We start from the raw sequence: 16,620 nt of genomic DNA on the forward strand, positions 1-16,620 counted from the left end.
GGGGCGGTGCTCAGCGGTGCCGGTGGAGGGTGAGGTCGACGACCAGGGCGCGGTGGTCGGTGCCGGTGATCCGGGGGAAGGCGGCCGCGTTCGCCGAGAAGTCCTCGGAGACGAGCACGTGGTCGATCTGCGCGCCGAGCGTCGGCGTGGTCCTGGCGGGCCAGCTCGGGGTGCGCGGGTCTCCCGCGAGGCGGGCGCCGTCGCGCAGCCCGGTGTCGAGGATGCGGCGGAACGCGGCGTGGTCCTGGGAGGCGTTGAAGTCCCCGGCGACGACGGTCGGACCGTCACCGGCCGCCGCGTAGTCGCGCAGCTCGCCGAGCTCGCGCCGCCAGACGCCGAGCTGGCCCGGCAGCGGAGGCATCGGGTGGGCGAGCTGGAGCCGTACGTCGTGCCCGCGCACGTCGGCGACCGCTCCGGGCATGCCCATGGTGCCCCGCACGCCGTCCGCCGCCTTCAGCGGGAACCGGCTCATGATGACCGAGCCGTCGGACCCCGCCCCCTCGACGGCCTGCCGGTACGGGTAGTCCCCTCCGCTGCTCCCGAAGGCGTCCCGCAGGGCCCGGGAGCACACGTGCTCGCACTCCTCCACGAACAGGATGTCGGGCTTCTGCCGCCGTACGGCGGCGACGAGCGAGTCGGTGCCCCGCCCGAACTGCACGTTGGAGGTCATCACCCGCAGCTCCGCCAGCGGTGTCCCGGCGGGCTCGCCCGTCCTGCCGTACGGCTCGACGTACCAGGCGACGGCCCCCAGCACGACCAGGCCCCACACCATTCCGACCCGCCAGCGCGCGAGCAGCGCGAGCAGGAGTCCGAGGGCGGTGGGGGCGAGCAGCCAGGGCAGGAACGCCAGCAGCTGCGGCACGGGCGTGATCCCGTCGCTGTCCGCCGCCCGGCATCCGACGACGGCACTCACCGCGGCCAGCAGCAGCCCGGACGCCCAGGCGGCGGCCCGGCGCCCGGTCCGGCGCGTGCCCCCGGGCGCCCGGGGGTCCGTCCACTCAGCCGTCGCAGTGTCCACGTCCCGGCCTTCCCTCGTCCGCGTGGGTGCCCGAATCCTCCCTCAAAGACGGGGTGCCGCGGTGCCGGGTTGCCCGGAAGGTCCGCTCAGGCGGTCCTGGGCGAGTCGCCTCCCGTCGCCAGCGCCCACATCACGAACACCGCGATGCCGATGGCGATGACGGACCAGACGGGCTCGTAGGGCAGGAACATGAAGTACTCGATCATGTAGAGGGCGGCGACGGCGATACCGACGGCGCGCGCCCACTCGTGGCCCTTCAGGACGCCCCAGCCGGTGATCGCGACGATCACGCCGATGACGAGGTGGATCCAGCCCCAGGTGGTCAGGTTGAACTCGTAGACGTAGGTGCCGATGCGGGCGTACACGTCGTCCTTGGCGACGCCCGTGATGCCGATGAGGATGCCCAGGATGCCGCCGACCAGCATCAGGACGCCGGCGAAGAGGGTGCCTCCCGAGTGCCATCCCGAGCCACGGGAGGGTCGGCCGGCCGTGCCCGGGGCGGGCTGGGGGCTGAGGGGCGCGGTGTTCTGGGACATGGGGTCTCCTCGGGGCCTGGAGCGTCACTCGCAGGTTCGCCCCGGGGGACGGGGGCCGCATGCCTCGATGGGCCGGACGGGTGACGATTCGGGTCCGGTGCCGGGCCGGTCCCCGCGGTCGGGAAGGCCTGGCGTCGGGCTGGTCCCACCGCGGGGACAGGTCCCCGGCCTCGCCGGTACGGCCCCGCACCGGCCCGGCCCCTCGCCCCCCGGTTCAGTCGTCGATCCGTGCCAGGAAGTCCGCGAGCGCGCCGTTGAACTCCTCGGGCCGCTCCAGGTTCGGCAGGTGCGCTGCCGAGCCGATCACGTGGAGCGTGGAGTCGGGGAGCGCCGCGTGCATCGCCTCGGCGTCGGAGACGGGGGTGAATTCGTCGTCGGCGCCCACCACGACCAGCGCCGGGACGGTGACGCGGGTCAGCAGTTCGCGGTAGTCGGGGCGTTCGGCCCGGCCGCGCAGGGCCGCCGCCGCGCCCTCGGGCGGCGTCGACACCATCATGCGGTGCACATGCGCGGCCACCTCGGCCTCGGCGTACGGGGCGACCATCTTGTACAGCACCTCGTCGGCGTATCCGCGCATGCCCTCGCGCAGCAGCCGGTCCGCCGTCGCGTTGCGGGTCCTCCTGCCCTCGGGGGTCTCCGCGGCGGGGAAGGTGTCCGCGAGGACGAGCCCCCGGACGCGCTCCGGGAACGTCCGGTAGCACTCCATGACGATCTGCCCGCCCATGGAGAGTCCGCCCAGGACGAACGTGGCGATGCCCAGCTCGTCCAGAAGTGACGCGATGTCCTCGGCGAACGTGGACAGGGGAGTGAGGGCGGGATCTCCGGGAAATCCGGGTTCCGACGGGGACGCGCCGTAGCCGCGCAGATCCGGGGCGACGACCCGGCGGGAGGGGGAGAAGGCCGCGATCTGAGGGGCCCACATGGTGCGGTCGAAGGGGTGGCCGTGGATCAGGACGAGAGGCGCCGCCGAGGAGGCGCCCCCTTTGTCCTCGTAAGCGAGGAAGGGTGCCATGGTCACGACCCTAGGCGCGGCCAACTCCTCGGTGCAATAAGATCTTTGCTCTCGGTGCAATGTGGAGGGGCCGCATGGAGGACTACCGGCGCATCGCCGACCGCATCGCCGCCGACATCACGGCCGGTCGGCTCAAGCCCGGGGAACGGCTGCCCCCGCAGCGGGCGTTCGCCCGCCGGCGCGGGATCGCCGGGTCGACGGCCGGGCGTGTGTATGCCGAACTCGTCCGGCGCGGACTGGTCGTCGGCGAGGTCGGACGCGGCACCTTCGTACGGGCCTCCCCCGCGCCCTCGGGCCGCGCGCTCGCCGAACCCGCCACCACCGCCCGGGTCAATCTGGAGCTCAACTACCCTTCCGCGCCGGGCCAGTCGGAACTCCTCGCCGACGGACTGGCCCCGCTGCTGCGCCCCGACGTGCTCACCGACGCACTGCGCACGGCCCCCGCCACCGGCACCGCCGCCGTCCGCGAGGCCGCCGCGGCGCTCCTCGCCACCCCGGGCTGGCGCCCGGCACCGGACCGGCTGGCCTTCGCCGGCAACGCCCGTCAGGCCATCGCCGCCGCCCTCGCCACCCTGGTGCGCCCCGGGGGCCGCATCGGCGTCGAGTACCTGACCTACCCCCTGGTCAAGGAGATCGCGGAGCGCCTCGGCATCGTCCTGGTCCCACTGGCCATGGACGACGAAGGCCTGCGCCCGGAGGCGGTCGCGACCGCGCACCGCTCCGCGCCGCTGTCCGCCGTGTACGTCCAGCCGACCCTGCACAACCCGACCTCGGTGACGGCGGGCGGGGAGCGGCGCCGTCAGCTCGCGGCGGCGGCACGGGACATGGACCTCCCCCTGATCGAGGACCGCATCTGGTCCTTCCTGCACGACGGCTCCCCCGACCCGCTCGCCGCCCACGCCCCCGAGCGCACCTACGTCGTCGACGGCCTCTCCAAGCGGGTCGCCCCGGGCCTGACGGCCGGCTTCCTCGTCGCACCGCGGGGGCGCGTCGGGCAGGTGGCCGCGGCCCTCCGCTCGGGTGGGTGGACAGCGAGCCGGTTCGCCCTGGAGGCGGCCGTGCGCTGGATCGGTGACGGCACGGTGGACCGCCTGGTGCGCGCCAAGCGGGCGGACGCGGCGAGCCGTCAGCGGCTCGCGGCCGAACACCTCGCGGGCTTCGCCGTGCGCGCCGACCCGCAGGCGCACTACCTCTGGTGGGAACTGCCGTCCCCGTGGCGGGCGGACACCTTCGCCGCCGCGGCGGCGGAGCGGGGCATCGCGCTCACCCCGGGGCCCGCCTTCACGGTCCCGGTGCTCGGTACCCGGGCTGAGGACTGCGTCAGGCTCGGACTCGCCTCGACCGCTCCGCGGGAGCTTGCGGGGGCGTTGCGGACGCTCGCCGGTATCGCGCGTACACACCCGTGAGCCCCGCGGCCAGCGCGACGGCGAGACCGAGGGCGAGGAGCAGCCAGGACACCAGCCGGAGCGTCTCCGTGAGCGCGTCGTACACCGCGCCCGCGGCCAGCGGCGACACGTCGGGCGGCAGGTCGGCGAGGGTCATCCGGCGGCCCAGGGCGATCGCCGCGCCGAGCAGCGCGGCGCCCAGCGCGGTGCCGAGCCCGGTCGCCAGGAGCGCCCGGCGGCGGCGCACCGCCACGAGGATGCCCGCGAGGGCGAACGCGACGGCGCCCACCGGCAGCCAGAACGCGGCGACTTCGAGCACGCGGAACCCCTTTCGCAAGTGGGCCAGATCCCCGGCTTCGAGCACGGTGACCTCGGTGTGCTCGACGGGGATGCGGTTCGCCAACGGCATGTGGTCGTCGACGAGTCGGCGCTTGACCTGCTCGGTGACGGGCGCGAGGTCGACGGTCACCGGCCCCGCGCGGTCGTCGCGCAGCGCCCGCATCACGGCGTCGTGCACGGCCATGCTCGCGGCCTCCCACGCCGTGCGGTACGCCTCGGTCTCGGTGAACGAGAGCACCGCGTCCCGCACGAAGTGGTTCACCGGCCCCTGCAGCCGCGGCCGTACATGGACCTCGCGCAGGATGCCGTCCGTGACACCGGCGGCGATCGCGTCCCGTACGTCGCTGTCGGCGGCGAGCGGTGCCACCGTGGCCCGGTACCGGCCGGGGTCGCCGAGTCCGTACATCGCCCAGGTGGACAGCGCGCCGAGCGGCGCGAGCAGACAGGCGAGGAGGATCAGCACGGCCGACAGGGAGCTCCGGACACGTTGGGACACTCCTCCAGGCAAGTCCTCCCGGACGCGTCACGCGAGCGGTTTGCCTGCAAATGGGCGTATATGACAAGCCGAAGGAGGCTCCGCGCCGGTCGCCCGGCCCCGGCCTTCGCCGATACGCCCCGCGCGAGCCCGCCCACACCCTCGTGAAGCCCAGGGGAGACAAGGCCCCAGGCGCTCCGGTGGAGGCCTCACCCGAACGGGTGTTTCCTGGGAGAGGAGCAGGAGGCCGGCATGCGCGACACCCGGGCCCTGCGGGTTCCCGCCGCAGCCGCCGTCTGCCGCGGCCCCGTTCACGGGCGGCCTCCCGACCGTCGTGGCGGGCAGCACGGCGGCCGCTTCGGACCGTGGAGCCGGACGGGACCATCTCCGGCTCCACCACGGGCTCCTGGGACCGGGGTCCCAGGGGGTAGGTGAGTGAGTGAGGGAGACGCACGAGGCCCCGGCTGCTGCCGGGGCCTCGTGCGCCGTGCGTCGTCGGGACGCTCGTGCGCCGTGCGTCGCCGGGACGCGTGGGCGGTGCGTTCGTCGGACGGACCGTCACACCGTCATCCGACGCGGTGTCCCGCCGCGTCCTCGTGCGTGTAGTAGCGGTAGAAGGCCCCGAGGAACACGCCGGCCCCGGCCACCAGGCCCATCAGCGAGGACGACAGCACCGACGCGTTGCTCAGGCTGAAGAGGAAACCGACCGCGCAGCCCGCGAACGCGCCCCACACCACGGCGTGCAGTTCCCGTTTCATCAGCGGTGCCAGCCTGCTCACGCCCATGAGGAGCGCCGCGAACACGATGGCGCACACGAACCCGAACAGGACGTTCCAGCCGGTGATCGGGCCGCCGTAGCGGGTGATGGCCGCGGCCCAGTAGCCGTAGACGAGCCCGAGCGAGGCGGGCACCGCCCACCGTGCGATCGCGTGCGTGCGCTCCCCGAAAACGTCGGGGGTGCCTGGTGTCCCTGAGGCGGGTGACACAGGTGCCGCTTGAGCCATGGGAACACTCCTCTCTCTCCTCGCCCCTGCCTTCCAGAGCACACCTCGCCCCGGTGCCTGGCAAGTCGGAGGACGGCCTTCGCGACCCCCGATTTCGCCGGGATGCGGCCCTCCCGCCGGCGTGCTTCGCTGAGCTGCATGAAGCTCGTACTTTTCGGTGCCACCGGGATGGTCGGCAGCCGTATCGCCGCCGAGGCGTCCGCGCGCGGGCACCGCGTCGTGGCCGTGAGCCGCTCCGGACAGTCCCCGATCCCGGGGGTCACGGCGACGGCCGCCGACGCCTCGGACCCGGCGAAGGTGGCCGAGCTGGCGGCGGGCGCGGACGCGGTGGTCTCCGCCTGTGTGCCGCCTCGGGACGGATCGGAGGCCCGCGAGCCCTTCCTCGCGATCAACAAGGCGCTGGTGGAGGGTGCCGGCGCGGCCGGAGTCAGACGGCTCGTGATCGTCGGCGGCGCCGGCAGCCTGGAGTCCCCCGAGGGCCGGGCGATCGTCGACGAGCCCGGCTTCCCCGAGGCCTACCTCACCGAGGCCCTCGCCCACCGCGACGTGCTCGACTTCTACCGCGCTCTGGACGACGACGCCGTCGACTGGACGTACGTCTCCCCCGCCGCGGAGATCGCCCCCGGTGAACGCACCGGCACCTTCCGTGTCGGCGGCGACCGGCTGCTCACCGACGACCACGGCAACAGCCGGATCAGCGCGGAGGACTACGCGATCGCCGTCGTCGACGAGCTGGAGAAGGACGCCCACCCGCGCGCCCGGATGTCGGTCGCGTACTGATCAGGTGGCCGGCCGCAGCCCCGCGGAGCAACCACGGACGAGCGCCGGGCTGCCCGACGCCGTCCAGCGGCAGTCACTGCTGCGCATGCACGGACGCAGCGTCGCCTGGATGCCGCCGCTGCTCCTGCTCATCGGCATCGCCGTGTTCGACTGGAACAGCTCGGGCGAGTTCCGGATCATCTCGTGGATCGTGCTGGTGCCGGGCATCGCGGCGGCGATCTGCGGAGTGTGGGGCACGGCGGCGCTCGCGGTGCTCTCCCTGGCCACCTACATCGGTGTCGACACGTCCTGGCCGCACCAGTACCAGACGGGCCTGCCCGACTTCATCCTCGTCGCCCTGGGCAGCATGCTCGCGGTCCTCGCCTGCGCGGTCCGGGTCCGCGGCGAACAGCGCATGCTGCACATGCGGGACGTCGCCGAGACCACCCGGCGCACGGTGCTGCGCCCGCTCGTGCCGGGCTGGGGCGGCCTGGACCACGCGGCCGTCTACCTCGCGGCGGACAGCGACGCCCGCGTCGGCGGCGACTTCTACGACATCCAGCCCGGGCTGCACGGCACGCGCGTCCTGCTCGGCGACGTCCAGGGCAAGGGGCTCGGAGCGGTGGAGGCGGCGGCCGCGCTGCTCGGCACGTTCCGGGAGTCGGGCTACCACGAACCCCTGCTGCGCACGGTCGCCGACCGGCTGGAGGTGCGGATGCGGCGGCACGGCGACTACACGTCCGCGCTCGGCCGCCTCGACGGCGACCGCTTCGCGACCGGAATCCTGATCGGATTCCCGCCGGACGCCACCGACAGCGTCGAGGTCATCAACTTCGGGCACGAACCACCGCTGGTGGTCACCGCGGACGCCGTGCGTCAGCTGCCGCCGGGCGACGGACTGCCGCTCGGGCTGAGCGAGCTGGGACAGGACGCACCGCCGCTGATCGAGGTCCCGCTCGCGCGCGGCGAGACGCTGCTGCTGGTCACCGACGGGGTGACGGAGGCCCGCGACGCGAGCGGCGCCTTCTTCCCGCTGCGCGAACACGTGACCCGGGCCCTGACCGAGGACCCGCGCACCGCGGACCCGCACCGCCTGGTCCGGTTCGTCCGCGACGGCACGCTGCGGCACTGCGGCGGCCGGCTGGCCGACGACACCACGATCTTCGCCGTGCGCCGCCGATAGCGCCCGCGACCGGCCGCGGCCGGTCGCGGAACCCGCGCACGGGCGGTGCGTTCGCCCTCCCGCCGTCCCCGCTTTGCACGCGCAGCGGTTACGGTGCTGCCGTACGTGATCGATGGGGAGGGGAATCTGTGCCCGGAACCGTGCTGCTCCTCGCGGCCTCGCCGGTGGGCAAGGGGTGTCTGGTGGACGCGGCGTCCGTGCTCCCCGTCCTGGCCGCGGTGTCTCCCGCCGTGCTGTCGGGCACCGACACGGCGAACGTCGTGGAACTGGCCGACCCGCTGGAGCCGCAGGCCGTCCTGACCCGGCTGCGCGCGGCGGCGGCCTCGCCCGGCCCGCTGACGGTCTTCCTCACCGGCCAGCTCCAACTGGACCGCCGCCAGCGCCTGCCGCACCTCGCCCTCGCCCGCACCACCCCGGCGACGGTCCGCTACACCGCCTTCCCCTGGCACTGGATCACCGAGGAACTCCGGCTGCGCCCCGCGGGCACGACCACGCTCCTCGTAGACCTGCACGCCGACGCGGAGACCTGGGACCACCTCGCCGCCCGCCCCCTGACGGCGGGCCCCTCCACCGCGCTGTACGGCCGGATCGCCCCGCCGCCGCCCCGCCGCAGCGTGGCGGCTCCGGCGTACATGAGGGCGGCGGCCACCGTCCTGCGCAGCGGTCACCGGCCACCCCTCGCCGCGCTGCACCAGCAGGCGCTGACCCGGGCGACCGGCGAGGAGGCCCGGCCGGGGCCGCCCGACATCGTGCTGACACCGCAGGCGGTGGCGCGGCCGTGGCACGGCGCGTACGGCGCCGCCGAGGCGGCGCCCGCGGCCGCCGTGCCCCCGCCCCTGCCGGCCGTGCCGCCCACGGCCCCGCCGACCGGCGGCTTCCGGCCGGCCGTGCCGCCCGCCGCGGCCGCCGTTCCGGGGGACGCCCACACCGGGACCCCGGCGGGTCCCGACCCCCACGAGACCATCACCGCCGCCGTCCGGGCCGGCCGGCACGGCGAGGCCGAGGCGCTGGCCGGGCGGCGGGAGCAGGAGGCGCTGCGGACGCACGGGCCCGCCTCCGAGCAGGTGCTGCACTGGATGGAGGTGCGCGCGGACCTGGCGATGTTCGCGGCGGACCCGGAGCGCAGCTGCCGCACCTGGCTGACGGTCGCCGACGCCCGGCTGGGCGCGGGCCAGGCCCCCGACTCCCCGGCGGTGGAGTCGGCCGTGGACCGGGCCCACCACCAGTGGGGCCTCGTCGGCGACGCGGTGTCCGCCCGTGAACTGGGTTCCGCGCTCGCCGAGTTGAGACGGCGGGTGCCGGGCCGCCGGCAGGGGGCGCTGGACCACGTACGGCAGCAGCTCCGCCAGCTCCAGACGCAGGCCTGAGGAGCGGGTCAGGCGACGGACAGCGACGCCAGCGCCCCCGACACCAGCGTCCGCACGCCCGGCGCGACCACCGACAGGTCGGGGGCGAACAACGGGCTGTGGTTGCCGGGCACGGCGGCGAGCCGGTCCATCAGGTCGCCGCCGCCCGGAGCCGCGTCCCACACGTCGGCCGGGGTGCTCGTCACGAACCAGTAGGAGTACGGGAGTTCGCCCACCGCGAGCCGGTCGAAGTCCTCGCTGCCCATCGCCGGCCCGGGGTCGAGGACCGTCCCCGCGCCGAAGACCTCGGCGTGCACGGCGGCGACGCGGCGGTCCGTGTCGGGGTCGTTGACGGTCACCGGGAAGCTGCTGCCGACGGTGACGTCGGGTTCGCGCGGGCAGCCCGCCGCCGCGCACTCGCCCCGCGCGACGCGGCGCACGGCGGCGATCATCCGCTCGCGGACCTCCTGCGACTGGGTGCGCAGGTTGAGGGACAGACGTGCCTCGGACGGAATGATGTTGTGCCGGGTGCCCGCCTCGATCCGCCCGACCGTCAGGACCGCGGACTCGCGCGCCGCGACCTCCCGGCTCACGACGGTCTGGAGCCGGGTCACGAGGTACGCCGCCGTCACCACGGGGTCGACGGTCGCCTCGGGGCGCGAGCCGTGGCCGCCGACCCCGTGCACCACGATGTCGATGTCGGTGGAGGCGGACATGATCAGGCCCGGCGAGTGCGCGTACAGGCCGGCGGGGCCCGGCGCGACGTGCTGGGCGAGCAGGACGTCCGGTCGCGGCACACGCTCGTAGAGGCCGTCCGCGAGCATCCGGGCCGCGCCCTCCCCGGTCTCCTCGGCGGGCTGTCCGACCAGCACCAGCGTGCCGCTCCAGGTGTCGCGTCCGGCCGCGAGCGCGGCGGCGGCGCCGGCCAGCCAGGTGACGTGCAGGTCGTGACCGCAGGCGTGCATGACCCCGGCCGTCGCCGAGGCGTACGGCAGGCCGGTCTCCTCGGCGACGGGGAGCGCGTCCATGTCGGCGCGGAGCAGGACCGTGGGGCCCTCGCCGTTGCGCAGCACACCGACGACTCCCGTGCCGCCGACACCGTCGTGGGTCTCGTACCCGGCCCGGCGCAGCCGCCCGGTGAGCCGGTCCGCGGTGCGGTGCTCGCGCAGGGACAGTTCCGGATGGCGGTGCAGGTCCCGGTAGAAGTCCTCCAGGTCCGGGACCGGGAGGTCGGCGGTGAGGTCCAGCGCGGTGCGGGCGGCGGGAGAGGTCACGGGATCAGCGTAGCCACGGAGGGCGGACGTGCGAGGGCGGTGCGTCAAGAGCGGGCCGGGGCGGAGCGGCGGTCGCCGGACGGTCACCGGCGGGAGAGCGGCGGTCACCTGGGCGGTGCGGTGGTCGTCCGGCGGCCGCCGGCGGAAGGGGGAGTTCCGTCGACGGCCGCCGTACGTGCCGCCCCAGGGCGGCGGGCACCTGGGCGGACCGGGTTCCCAAGGGGGGGCGGGACCCGGCCGGACCTCAGCGCCCGGTCTGTGTCACCGTCGACGGCACGTGCTGGGTGGAGCGGGGCGGTTCCGCCGCCCGCGCCGGGCCCGCGTTCGCGGCCGTGACCAGTGCGGCCACGGCGACGACGGCCGCACCGAACCCTCTGGAGTAGCGCGCGAAAAGACGTCGGAGCACGGCGACCTCGCAACAACAGCAGCTTATTAAGCAGGCTTAATCCGTCGCTTAACGTAGGGGCTGTGGGCGTCAAAGAGCAAGAGCCGCCAGGAGGTTGGACAATAGTCAGGAGTCGCCCGAATGTAAGTCGACTTAATGGCATGCTTAATCCATGGCGGAGCGCGACGACCCGGAGATCATCGGGCGCAGGGTGCAACAGCTGCGTACGGAGCGCGGTCTGACGCAGAAACAGCTGGCGGAGCCCGCGTACACGCCCGCCTACATCTCCACCCTGGAGGCAGGCCGGGTGCGGGCCTCCGAACCCGCGCTGCGGCACATCGCCGAGCGGCTCGGCATTGCCTACGAGGAGCTCACGACCGGGCGGCCCGCCCATCTCGCCACGGATCTGCGGCTGCGGCTGACCGACGCGCAGCGCACGCTCGCCACCGGAGAGGCCGAGGTCGCGGCGGAGCAGTACGCCCTGCTCCTCGCGGAGGCGGACGCGCACGGGCTCACCGCCGAGCAGGCCGCCGCGCTGCTCGGCCTCGGCGAATGCGCCCTGGAGACCGGCGATCTGGCCACCGCAAGGGAGCGCTTCGAGGAGTCCGAGCGCCGCACGGGCGACGCGCCGCTGCCGCAGCGTGTGCCCGCCGTGCGCGGGCGGGCCGTCTCCCACTACCTGGCGGGCGAACTCCGCTACGCCTGCTACCTGTTCGAGTCCACGCTCGACGAGCTCAACCGCACCGGACTGCACGACCCCGACGCGCTGCTCCTGCTCTACACGGGCGTCATCGCGCCCTACATGGACATGGGCGCGCACGCCCGGGCCGCCCAGGCCGCCGAGTTCGCGCTGGCCCTCGCGCCGCAGGTCGGCGATCCGGCGCTGGTGGCGCGGATGCACCGCTCGGTGGCCCGCACGATGATCGCCGAAGGGCGCATCGCCGAGGCCGACGTGTCCCTCGCCAAGGCGGCCGAGCTCTACCGCCAGCTCCAGATCCGCACCGAACTGGCCAACTGTCACTGGATGCGCGGGTACCTGTACGCGCAGAACGGCGAACTGGAGCGCGCCGAGGCCGAGTTGCGTGAGGCGCAGGCGATGCTCTCCGCCAAGCGGGCCGCCCTCTACACCAGTCAGGTCGCCGTCGAGCTCGCCGACGTACTGCACCGGCGCGGCAAGTCGGAGGAGGCCGCCGCCCTGCTGCGGGAGGTGCTCGGCGACCTCAGTCCCGAGCGCGGAGCCATCCACTCGGCCGCCGCCCACCGGCTCCTCGGCATCATCGCGGAGGACGCCCGGGAGACCGAGGCGGCCGAGGAGCACTATGTGCGCGCGATGAGCCTGCTGGAGCGGGCCGGGGCGGCGGGGGACCTGGCCGACCTGTGCCGGCTCCTCGGCGACCTGCTGCGCCGCACGGGCCGCATCGAGGCGGCGCTCGACGCGTACCGCACCGGCCTCGGCCATCGCACCGCGCCGGGCACGACGACCCTGGGCCCGGCCCCGGCGCAGCCCCCGCTCTGACCTCCCGCCGACGGCTCACGCGCCGGGCAGGCGCTCTCGGAGCGGGACCGCGCGGGGCGGGCGCGCCCGGGACCCGGCTCGGGCGGGCGCACCCGGAGAGCGGGGCCGCTCCGGCCGGCGGGCCGGTCACCCCATGCGTTCGACCGCGTCCTTGGCCTCCTTGAGGTCGGCGCCCGTGGCCTCGCGGTAGGCCTTGATGGCCTGGATCTTCTTGCCCTCCCGCAGCAGCGCGGTGACCTGCGGCAGCTCCGGATCACCGGCGTGCAGGCCGAGGTGGTCGAGGATCAGGTCGAGCTTGCGCTCGACGCGGGCGATTCTGCGGTCGGTGCGGCCCAGCTTGCTTTCCAGTCCGGCGAAGCTCGCGATCATCAGTGCGGCCAGGACGAAGAGACCCGTTATTTCCATGGGCACCGATCCTAGGACCCGTCGCCCCGCAGGCCGACGCGGCGCAACAGGTCCAGCAGCGTGGCCCGTTCGTCCTGGTCGAGAGGGGCGAAGGAGGCGGTGAGGACGTCCAGCGTGATCGTGCGCCCGGCGGCGAGGACGCGCTCGCCGTCCGCGGTGAGGCGGTGCTCGATGCGCCGGCCGCGTCCGGGGCGGCGCTCGACGAGGCCCTGCGCGGCGAGCCGGCTCGCCAAGGTGCCGAAGGACTGGTCGCCCTGGAAGGTGGCGACGGCCAGTTCGTGCGCGGAGGCGCCGGGCGCACGGGCGATCGCCCGCAGGGCGTCCCACTGGGCGAGGGTCGTGCCGGCCGCGGCGAGGCGGGTGTCCAGGGCGCGGTGGTGTCGGTACTGCGCCTCCTTCACCGCGCGGCCCAGCTCTTCGAGGCCGCCGTCGCCCGCCGGGCCGGAGACGCCCCCCGGGCCGGGGGCGTCGGACGCGCCGAGAGCGTCGGACGTCACCGGGGCGTCCGACGGATCCGGGGCGTCCGTCCGGCTCGAGGCGTCCGTCGCTCCAGGGGTGTCCGTCGGTCCTGAGGTGTCCGTCGGTCCTGAGGTGTGCGTCGGTCCTGAGGTCTGCGCCGGTTCCGGGGCGTCCGTCGGGTCTGCGGGACCGCCGGTGCGGCCGGCGGATGCGTCTGGCTGCGCGGTCATGTCCGGCATTCTAGTGCAGCGAATACGGTTGCTTATATAAGCATGCGTAGATACCTTGTGGTGTATGGCTGACACCACGACACGGACCGTGTTCCCGCGCCCCGACCTCCCGCTCACCCTCACCGAGACCGGCCCCCGCGACGGCCGCGTCGCGCTCGTCCTGCACGGCGGGAGCGGGCCCGCCACCGTCGCGGCCGTCGCCGCGCACCTGGCCACTGAGCGGCACATGCGGGTCTTCCTGCCGACCCACCCCGGCTGGGACGGAACCGAACGCCCCGACTGGTTCACCGGAGTCGACGACCTGGCCCTCGCCCATCTGCACTGGCTCCGCGACGAGGGGCACCGTGACGTGCTGGTCGTCGGGTCCTCGATCGGCGGCTGGGCGGCCGCCGAGATGGCCTTCCGCGACGACGGCGAGGTCATCGGCTCCCTGGTCCTGATCAACTCCGTCGGCGTGGCCGTCCCGGGGGAGCCGGTCCGCGACATCTTCGCCCTCACCCCGGGCGAGCTCGCCGCGTACGCGTTCCACGACCCCACACGCCAGGCCGTCGACCCCGCCACGCTCACCGCCGAGCGGATCGCGGCCCGGCGGGCCGACATGGAGACCGTGCGGTTGCTGGCCGGTGACCCGTACATGCACGACCCGAAGCTGCTGAACCGGCTCGGCCGGGTGCGGACCCCGGCCCTGGTGCTGTGGGGCGAGAGCGACCGCATCGTCACGCCCGCCTACGGGCGGGCCCTCGCCGCGGCCCTTCCCCACGCGCGGTTCGAGGCCGTGCCCGAAGCCGGGCACCTGCCGCACCTCGAACGGCCCGCCGCCACGTTCGCCGCGCTGGACGCGTATCTCGACGCCCTTTCCGGCGACCGCGCGAAGACCGACTAGCGCCGCCTCACGGCTTCCGTCACCAGCCGCCCGCGCGGCCTCCGACCGCCCGCGCGGCCTCCGACCGCCCGGCGGCCATCGGCCCGCCGGCAGCCCGGACCGCGGCCGCCCGCCGCCCGCCGCCCCGAGGGCCTAACCGCCCGAGCCGGCGCCCGTTCCCGTTCCCGTGCCCGCGTTCGCGTCCTGACCTGCCGTGGACCCGTCGGCGGTGGACCTGGGAGCCGACCCCTTGATGTCGATCACCGCACCCAGCTTCACCTGCTTGTACAGCCACGCCGCGTCGGTCGAGCGCAGGCCGATCCAGCCCGTCGTGCGGTCGTAGTTGCCGGGCGCCTTCTCGTCGTAGGCGATGGCGGCGATGTAGTTCGCCGAGCCACCCGAGGAGGACAGCTCGATCACCCAGGACAGCTTGAGGTCGTAGTCCGACTCGAGGCCGACCGTGGTGCCGGGCATCACCTTGGCCGCGCTCTTGGCGGTGACCGTCATCCGGCCCGTCGCCGTGGGCCGGAACTCGGTGCCGGAGGTGACCGGCAGGACGCGGCCCGCGACCTCGATCTGCCGCCGGGACAGGTCGACCGTGGCGTCGGGCGCCGCCGGGAGGCTGGGGGTGCCGGTGGGGCTCGCGGCGGGGGCGGGCCGCTGGTCCGTGCCGCCGCCCAGGTCGACCGCGACGAGCAGGGCGAGCGCCGCCGCGGCGGAGACGCAGGCGGTCGCCACGACCGTACGCCGGCGGCGTCGGCGGCGTACCGCCCGGCCACGGATCTCCGCGCCCGTCAGCACCGGGAGGGTCTCGCCCTCGGCGGCCAACTCGCGCAGGTTCGAGGTGAGTTCATCGGACACGGTCGTCCTCCCTCTCCTCCTCGTCCGTCGAGTCCGCCGAGAGCACCTGGGCCAGTGCCGCCCGGCCGCGGGACAGACGGGCCTTGACCGTGCCCACGGGAGCCCCGGTTTCGGAGGCTACCTGCTCCACACTCATGTCGCACAGATGGTGCAGGACCAGGGCCATCCGCTGCGCCTCCGGCAGGGTGCGCAGCGCGGCGACCAGAGCGGTGCGCTCCGGATCGGGTCCCGGGGTGTGCTCGGGCGGCGGAGTGCGCCGCACGAGTTCGAGCCAGCGGCGCGCCCGGCGCCAGCGGCTCACCGCGAGCCGCATCGCCACCGTCCGTATCCACGCCTCGGGCGCCCCGTCGGCGAGGAACTCCCGCCGCCGGTCCCAGGCGCGGACGAACGCCTCCTGGACGACGTCCTGCGCCTCACCGTGGTCCCCGGTGAACGCGTAGAGCTGGCCGGTCAGCCGGGGGAACGCGGTCGCGTAGAACGCGTCGAACTCTTCCTCGGTCATGCCCCCCGCCGGAGTTTCCGGAATTTCCGCGGCCCGATGCAACCCGGCCGTCCCTGCCGTGCGTACAGGTCCCGTACGTGGCACATCGAAACACACCACAGGGGGATCACGATGACCACCGGAGTCAGGGGGCGCCGGCCGGGCCGCGCCTGGGGGGCGGCGGCGCTGGCCGTGTGCGCGCTCGCGCTGGCCGGCTGCTCGGGGCGGGCCGTGGCCGACGGGAGCGGAGGCACGGGGACGGGCGCCGCGCCGGAGGCCACCACGACCGTCAACCCGGAGCGGCAGAAGGGGCACAAGGCCACGCCGAAGCCGCTGAAGTCGCTGCCGGGCGCGCACGTCAACATCGCCGACAGGCAGACCGTCGGTGTCGGCATGCCCATATCGGTGACCTTCGACCGCGCCGTACCGACCGCCGAACGGGCTGACGTGGAACGGCAGTTGAAGGTCACCGCCGACGTCGAGGGGTCGTGGAGCTGGGTCAAGGACCGCAATCTGCTCGACGGGCAGCGCGTCGACTTCCGGCCGCGCGCGTACTGGAAGCCCGGCACGGAGGTCACCGTCCGGGCCGGCGCCGGGATCACTCGGCATTTCACGGTGGGCCGCTCCCTCGTCGCCACGGTCGATGTCCGCACACACTCCATGACGGTTGAGAAGGCCGGTACGACGCGAAAGGTTCCCGTCACGGCGGGCGCACCGGGCATGGAGACCTGGAACGGCACCATGGTCGTCTCCGACAAGGCGACGAAGGTCTTCATGAACTCGCAGACCGTCGGCTACGGCGACGCGTACGCGGGTTACTACTACTACGCCGTGCACCTCACCGCCTCGGGCACCTATCTCCACCAGAACCCGAAGGCCAACACCTACGCCGGGCACCAGAACGTCACCCACGGCTGCGTCGGACTCGCCACCGACGGCACCGCGAAGAGGTTCTACGACGAGGTCATCCCCGGCGACGTCGTCAAGGTCGTCGGCTCCAAGGACACGGTGGCCGTGGGCAACGGCTACGGCGACTGGAACCTCGGCTGGGAGCAGTGGAAGGCGGGCAGCGCGCTGTCCTGAGAACGCG

The 16,620-nt window shown here is 74.4% G+C and carries 18 protein-coding genes; 7 read left to right on the plus strand and 11 right to left on the minus strand.

From position 1 onward, the window contains the following. Positions 1 to 10: 10 nt before the first annotated feature. From ACSYGO_RS24735 to ACSYGO_RS24745, 3 genes are all read right to left on the minus strand, one after another. Entirely contained in the window at positions 11 to 1,018 is a 1,008-nt protein-coding gene (locus ACSYGO_RS24735) for an endonuclease/exonuclease/phosphatase family protein (protein ID WP_426676991.1), read from the minus strand. Positions 1,019 to 1,104: 86 nt separating this feature from the next. Next, complete coding sequence (locus ACSYGO_RS24740; RefSeq protein WP_460387671.1) at positions 1,105 to 1,554, minus strand: DUF7144 family membrane protein; 450 nt, start codon at positions 1,552 to 1,554, stop codon at positions 1,105 to 1,107. Between the two features lie 214 nt (positions 1,555 to 1,768). Beyond that, positions 1,769 to 2,566, minus strand: a complete 798-nt coding sequence (locus ACSYGO_RS24745; RefSeq protein ID WP_426676989.1) for an alpha/beta fold hydrolase — start codon at positions 2,564 to 2,566, stop codon at positions 1,769 to 1,771. Positions 2,567 to 2,640: 74 nt separating this feature from the next. Between ACSYGO_RS24745 and ACSYGO_RS24750 the strand changes: the two genes are divergently transcribed. Then, on the plus strand, positions 2,641 to 3,972 hold the full coding sequence (locus ACSYGO_RS24750) for an aminotransferase-like domain-containing protein (RefSeq protein WP_460387673.1): 1,332 nt from the start codon (positions 2,641 to 2,643) through the stop codon (positions 3,970 to 3,972). On the opposite strand, the gene ACSYGO_RS24755 is transcribed toward ACSYGO_RS24750, so the two are convergent. Both ACSYGO_RS24755 and ACSYGO_RS24760 read right to left on the minus strand, forming a co-directional pair. Further along, complete coding sequence (locus ACSYGO_RS24755; protein ID WP_426676987.1) at positions 3,887 to 4,786, minus strand: hypothetical protein; 900 nt, start codon at positions 4,784 to 4,786, stop codon at positions 3,887 to 3,889. The two genes, ACSYGO_RS24750 and ACSYGO_RS24755, sit on opposite strands and share 86 nt — an antisense overlap. A 545-nt stretch (positions 4,787 to 5,331) precedes the next feature. After that, complete coding sequence (locus ACSYGO_RS24760; protein ID WP_426676986.1) at positions 5,332 to 5,769, minus strand: hypothetical protein; 438 nt, start codon at positions 5,767 to 5,769, stop codon at positions 5,332 to 5,334. A 138-nt stretch (positions 5,770 to 5,907) separates the two neighbouring features. Between ACSYGO_RS24760 and ACSYGO_RS24765 the strand changes: the two genes are divergently transcribed. From ACSYGO_RS24765 to ACSYGO_RS24775, 3 genes are all read left to right on the plus strand, one after another. Further along, positions 5,908 to 6,549: an NAD(P)-dependent oxidoreductase gene (locus ACSYGO_RS24765; protein ID WP_426676985.1), complete on the plus strand. Its 642-nt coding sequence runs from the start codon at positions 5,908 to 5,910 to the stop codon at positions 6,547 to 6,549. Between the two features lie 85 nt (positions 6,550 to 6,634). Continuing rightward, positions 6,635 to 7,711, plus strand: coding sequence for a PP2C family protein-serine/threonine phosphatase (locus ACSYGO_RS24770; RefSeq protein WP_426677217.1), 1,077 nt, complete (start codon positions 6,635 to 6,637; stop codon positions 7,709 to 7,711). Positions 7,712 to 7,839: 128 nt separating this feature from the next. Then, positions 7,840 to 9,078 carry a hypothetical protein gene (locus ACSYGO_RS24775; RefSeq protein WP_426676984.1) on the plus strand — a complete coding sequence of 413 codons (1,239 nt, stop codon included), beginning with the start codon at positions 7,840 to 7,842 and terminating at the stop codon, positions 9,076 to 9,078. An 8-nt stretch (positions 9,079 to 9,086) separates the two neighbouring features. Here ACSYGO_RS24775 and ACSYGO_RS24780 read toward each other — a convergent pair whose 3' ends face one another. Both ACSYGO_RS24780 and ACSYGO_RS24785 read right to left on the minus strand, forming a co-directional pair. Beyond that, positions 9,087 to 10,331, minus strand: a complete 1,245-nt coding sequence (locus ACSYGO_RS24780; RefSeq protein ID WP_460387676.1) for an amidohydrolase — start codon at positions 10,329 to 10,331, stop codon at positions 9,087 to 9,089. 244 nt (positions 10,332 to 10,575) lie between these two features. Continuing rightward, positions 10,576 to 10,737 carry a hypothetical protein gene (locus ACSYGO_RS24785; protein ID WP_460387677.1) on the minus strand — a complete coding sequence of 54 codons (162 nt, stop codon included), beginning with the start codon at positions 10,735 to 10,737 and terminating at the stop codon, positions 10,576 to 10,578. Positions 10,738 to 10,888: 151 nt separating this feature from the next. Between ACSYGO_RS24785 and ACSYGO_RS24790 the strand changes: the two genes are divergently transcribed. Further along, positions 10,889 to 12,232, plus strand: a complete 1,344-nt coding sequence (locus tag ACSYGO_RS24790; RefSeq protein ID WP_426676981.1) for a helix-turn-helix domain-containing protein — start codon at positions 10,889 to 10,891, stop codon at positions 12,230 to 12,232. 126 nt (positions 12,233 to 12,358) lie between these two features. On the opposite strand, the gene ACSYGO_RS24795 is transcribed toward ACSYGO_RS24790, so the two are convergent. Then, positions 12,359 to 12,637 carry a ribosomal protein L7/L12 gene (locus tag ACSYGO_RS24795; RefSeq protein ID WP_359489181.1) on the minus strand — a complete coding sequence of 93 codons (279 nt, stop codon included), beginning with the start codon at positions 12,635 to 12,637 and terminating at the stop codon, positions 12,359 to 12,361. 11 nt (positions 12,638 to 12,648) lie between these two features. Continuing rightward, positions 12,649 to 13,050 carry a MarR family winged helix-turn-helix transcriptional regulator gene (locus ACSYGO_RS24800; protein WP_426677216.1) on the minus strand — a complete coding sequence of 134 codons (402 nt, stop codon included), beginning with the start codon at positions 13,048 to 13,050 and terminating at the stop codon, positions 12,649 to 12,651. A gap of 340 nt (positions 13,051 to 13,390) precedes the next feature. On the opposite strand from ACSYGO_RS24800, the gene ACSYGO_RS24805 reads away from it, so the two are divergent. Beyond that, the gene (locus ACSYGO_RS24805; RefSeq protein ID WP_460387679.1) at positions 13,391 to 14,209 is read left to right on the plus strand and encodes an alpha/beta fold hydrolase; all 819 of its coding nucleotides are present in this window, start codon (positions 13,391 to 13,393) and stop codon (positions 14,207 to 14,209) included. Between the two features lie 132 nt (positions 14,210 to 14,341). Here ACSYGO_RS24805 and ACSYGO_RS24810 read toward each other — a convergent pair whose 3' ends face one another. Together ACSYGO_RS24810 and ACSYGO_RS24815 are read right to left on the minus strand one after the other, a co-directional pair. Further along, positions 14,342 to 15,049: a L,D-transpeptidase gene (locus ACSYGO_RS24810; RefSeq protein ID WP_460387681.1), complete on the minus strand. Its 708-nt coding sequence runs from the start codon at positions 15,047 to 15,049 to the stop codon at positions 14,342 to 14,344. After that, positions 15,039 to 15,551, minus strand: coding sequence for a SigE family RNA polymerase sigma factor (locus tag ACSYGO_RS24815; RefSeq protein WP_028799287.1), 513 nt, complete (start codon positions 15,549 to 15,551; stop codon positions 15,039 to 15,041). The genes ACSYGO_RS24810 and ACSYGO_RS24815 overlap by 11 nt, the downstream gene beginning before the upstream one ends. A 111-nt stretch (positions 15,552 to 15,662) precedes the next feature. On the opposite strand from ACSYGO_RS24815, the gene ACSYGO_RS24820 reads away from it, so the two are divergent. Beyond that, entirely contained in the window at positions 15,663 to 16,613 is a 951-nt protein-coding gene (locus ACSYGO_RS24820; protein WP_432186289.1) for a L,D-transpeptidase, read from the plus strand. Positions 16,614 to 16,620 lie beyond the last annotated feature (7 nt).

The sequence above is a fragment of the Streptomyces krungchingensis genome (assembly GCF_054729265.1).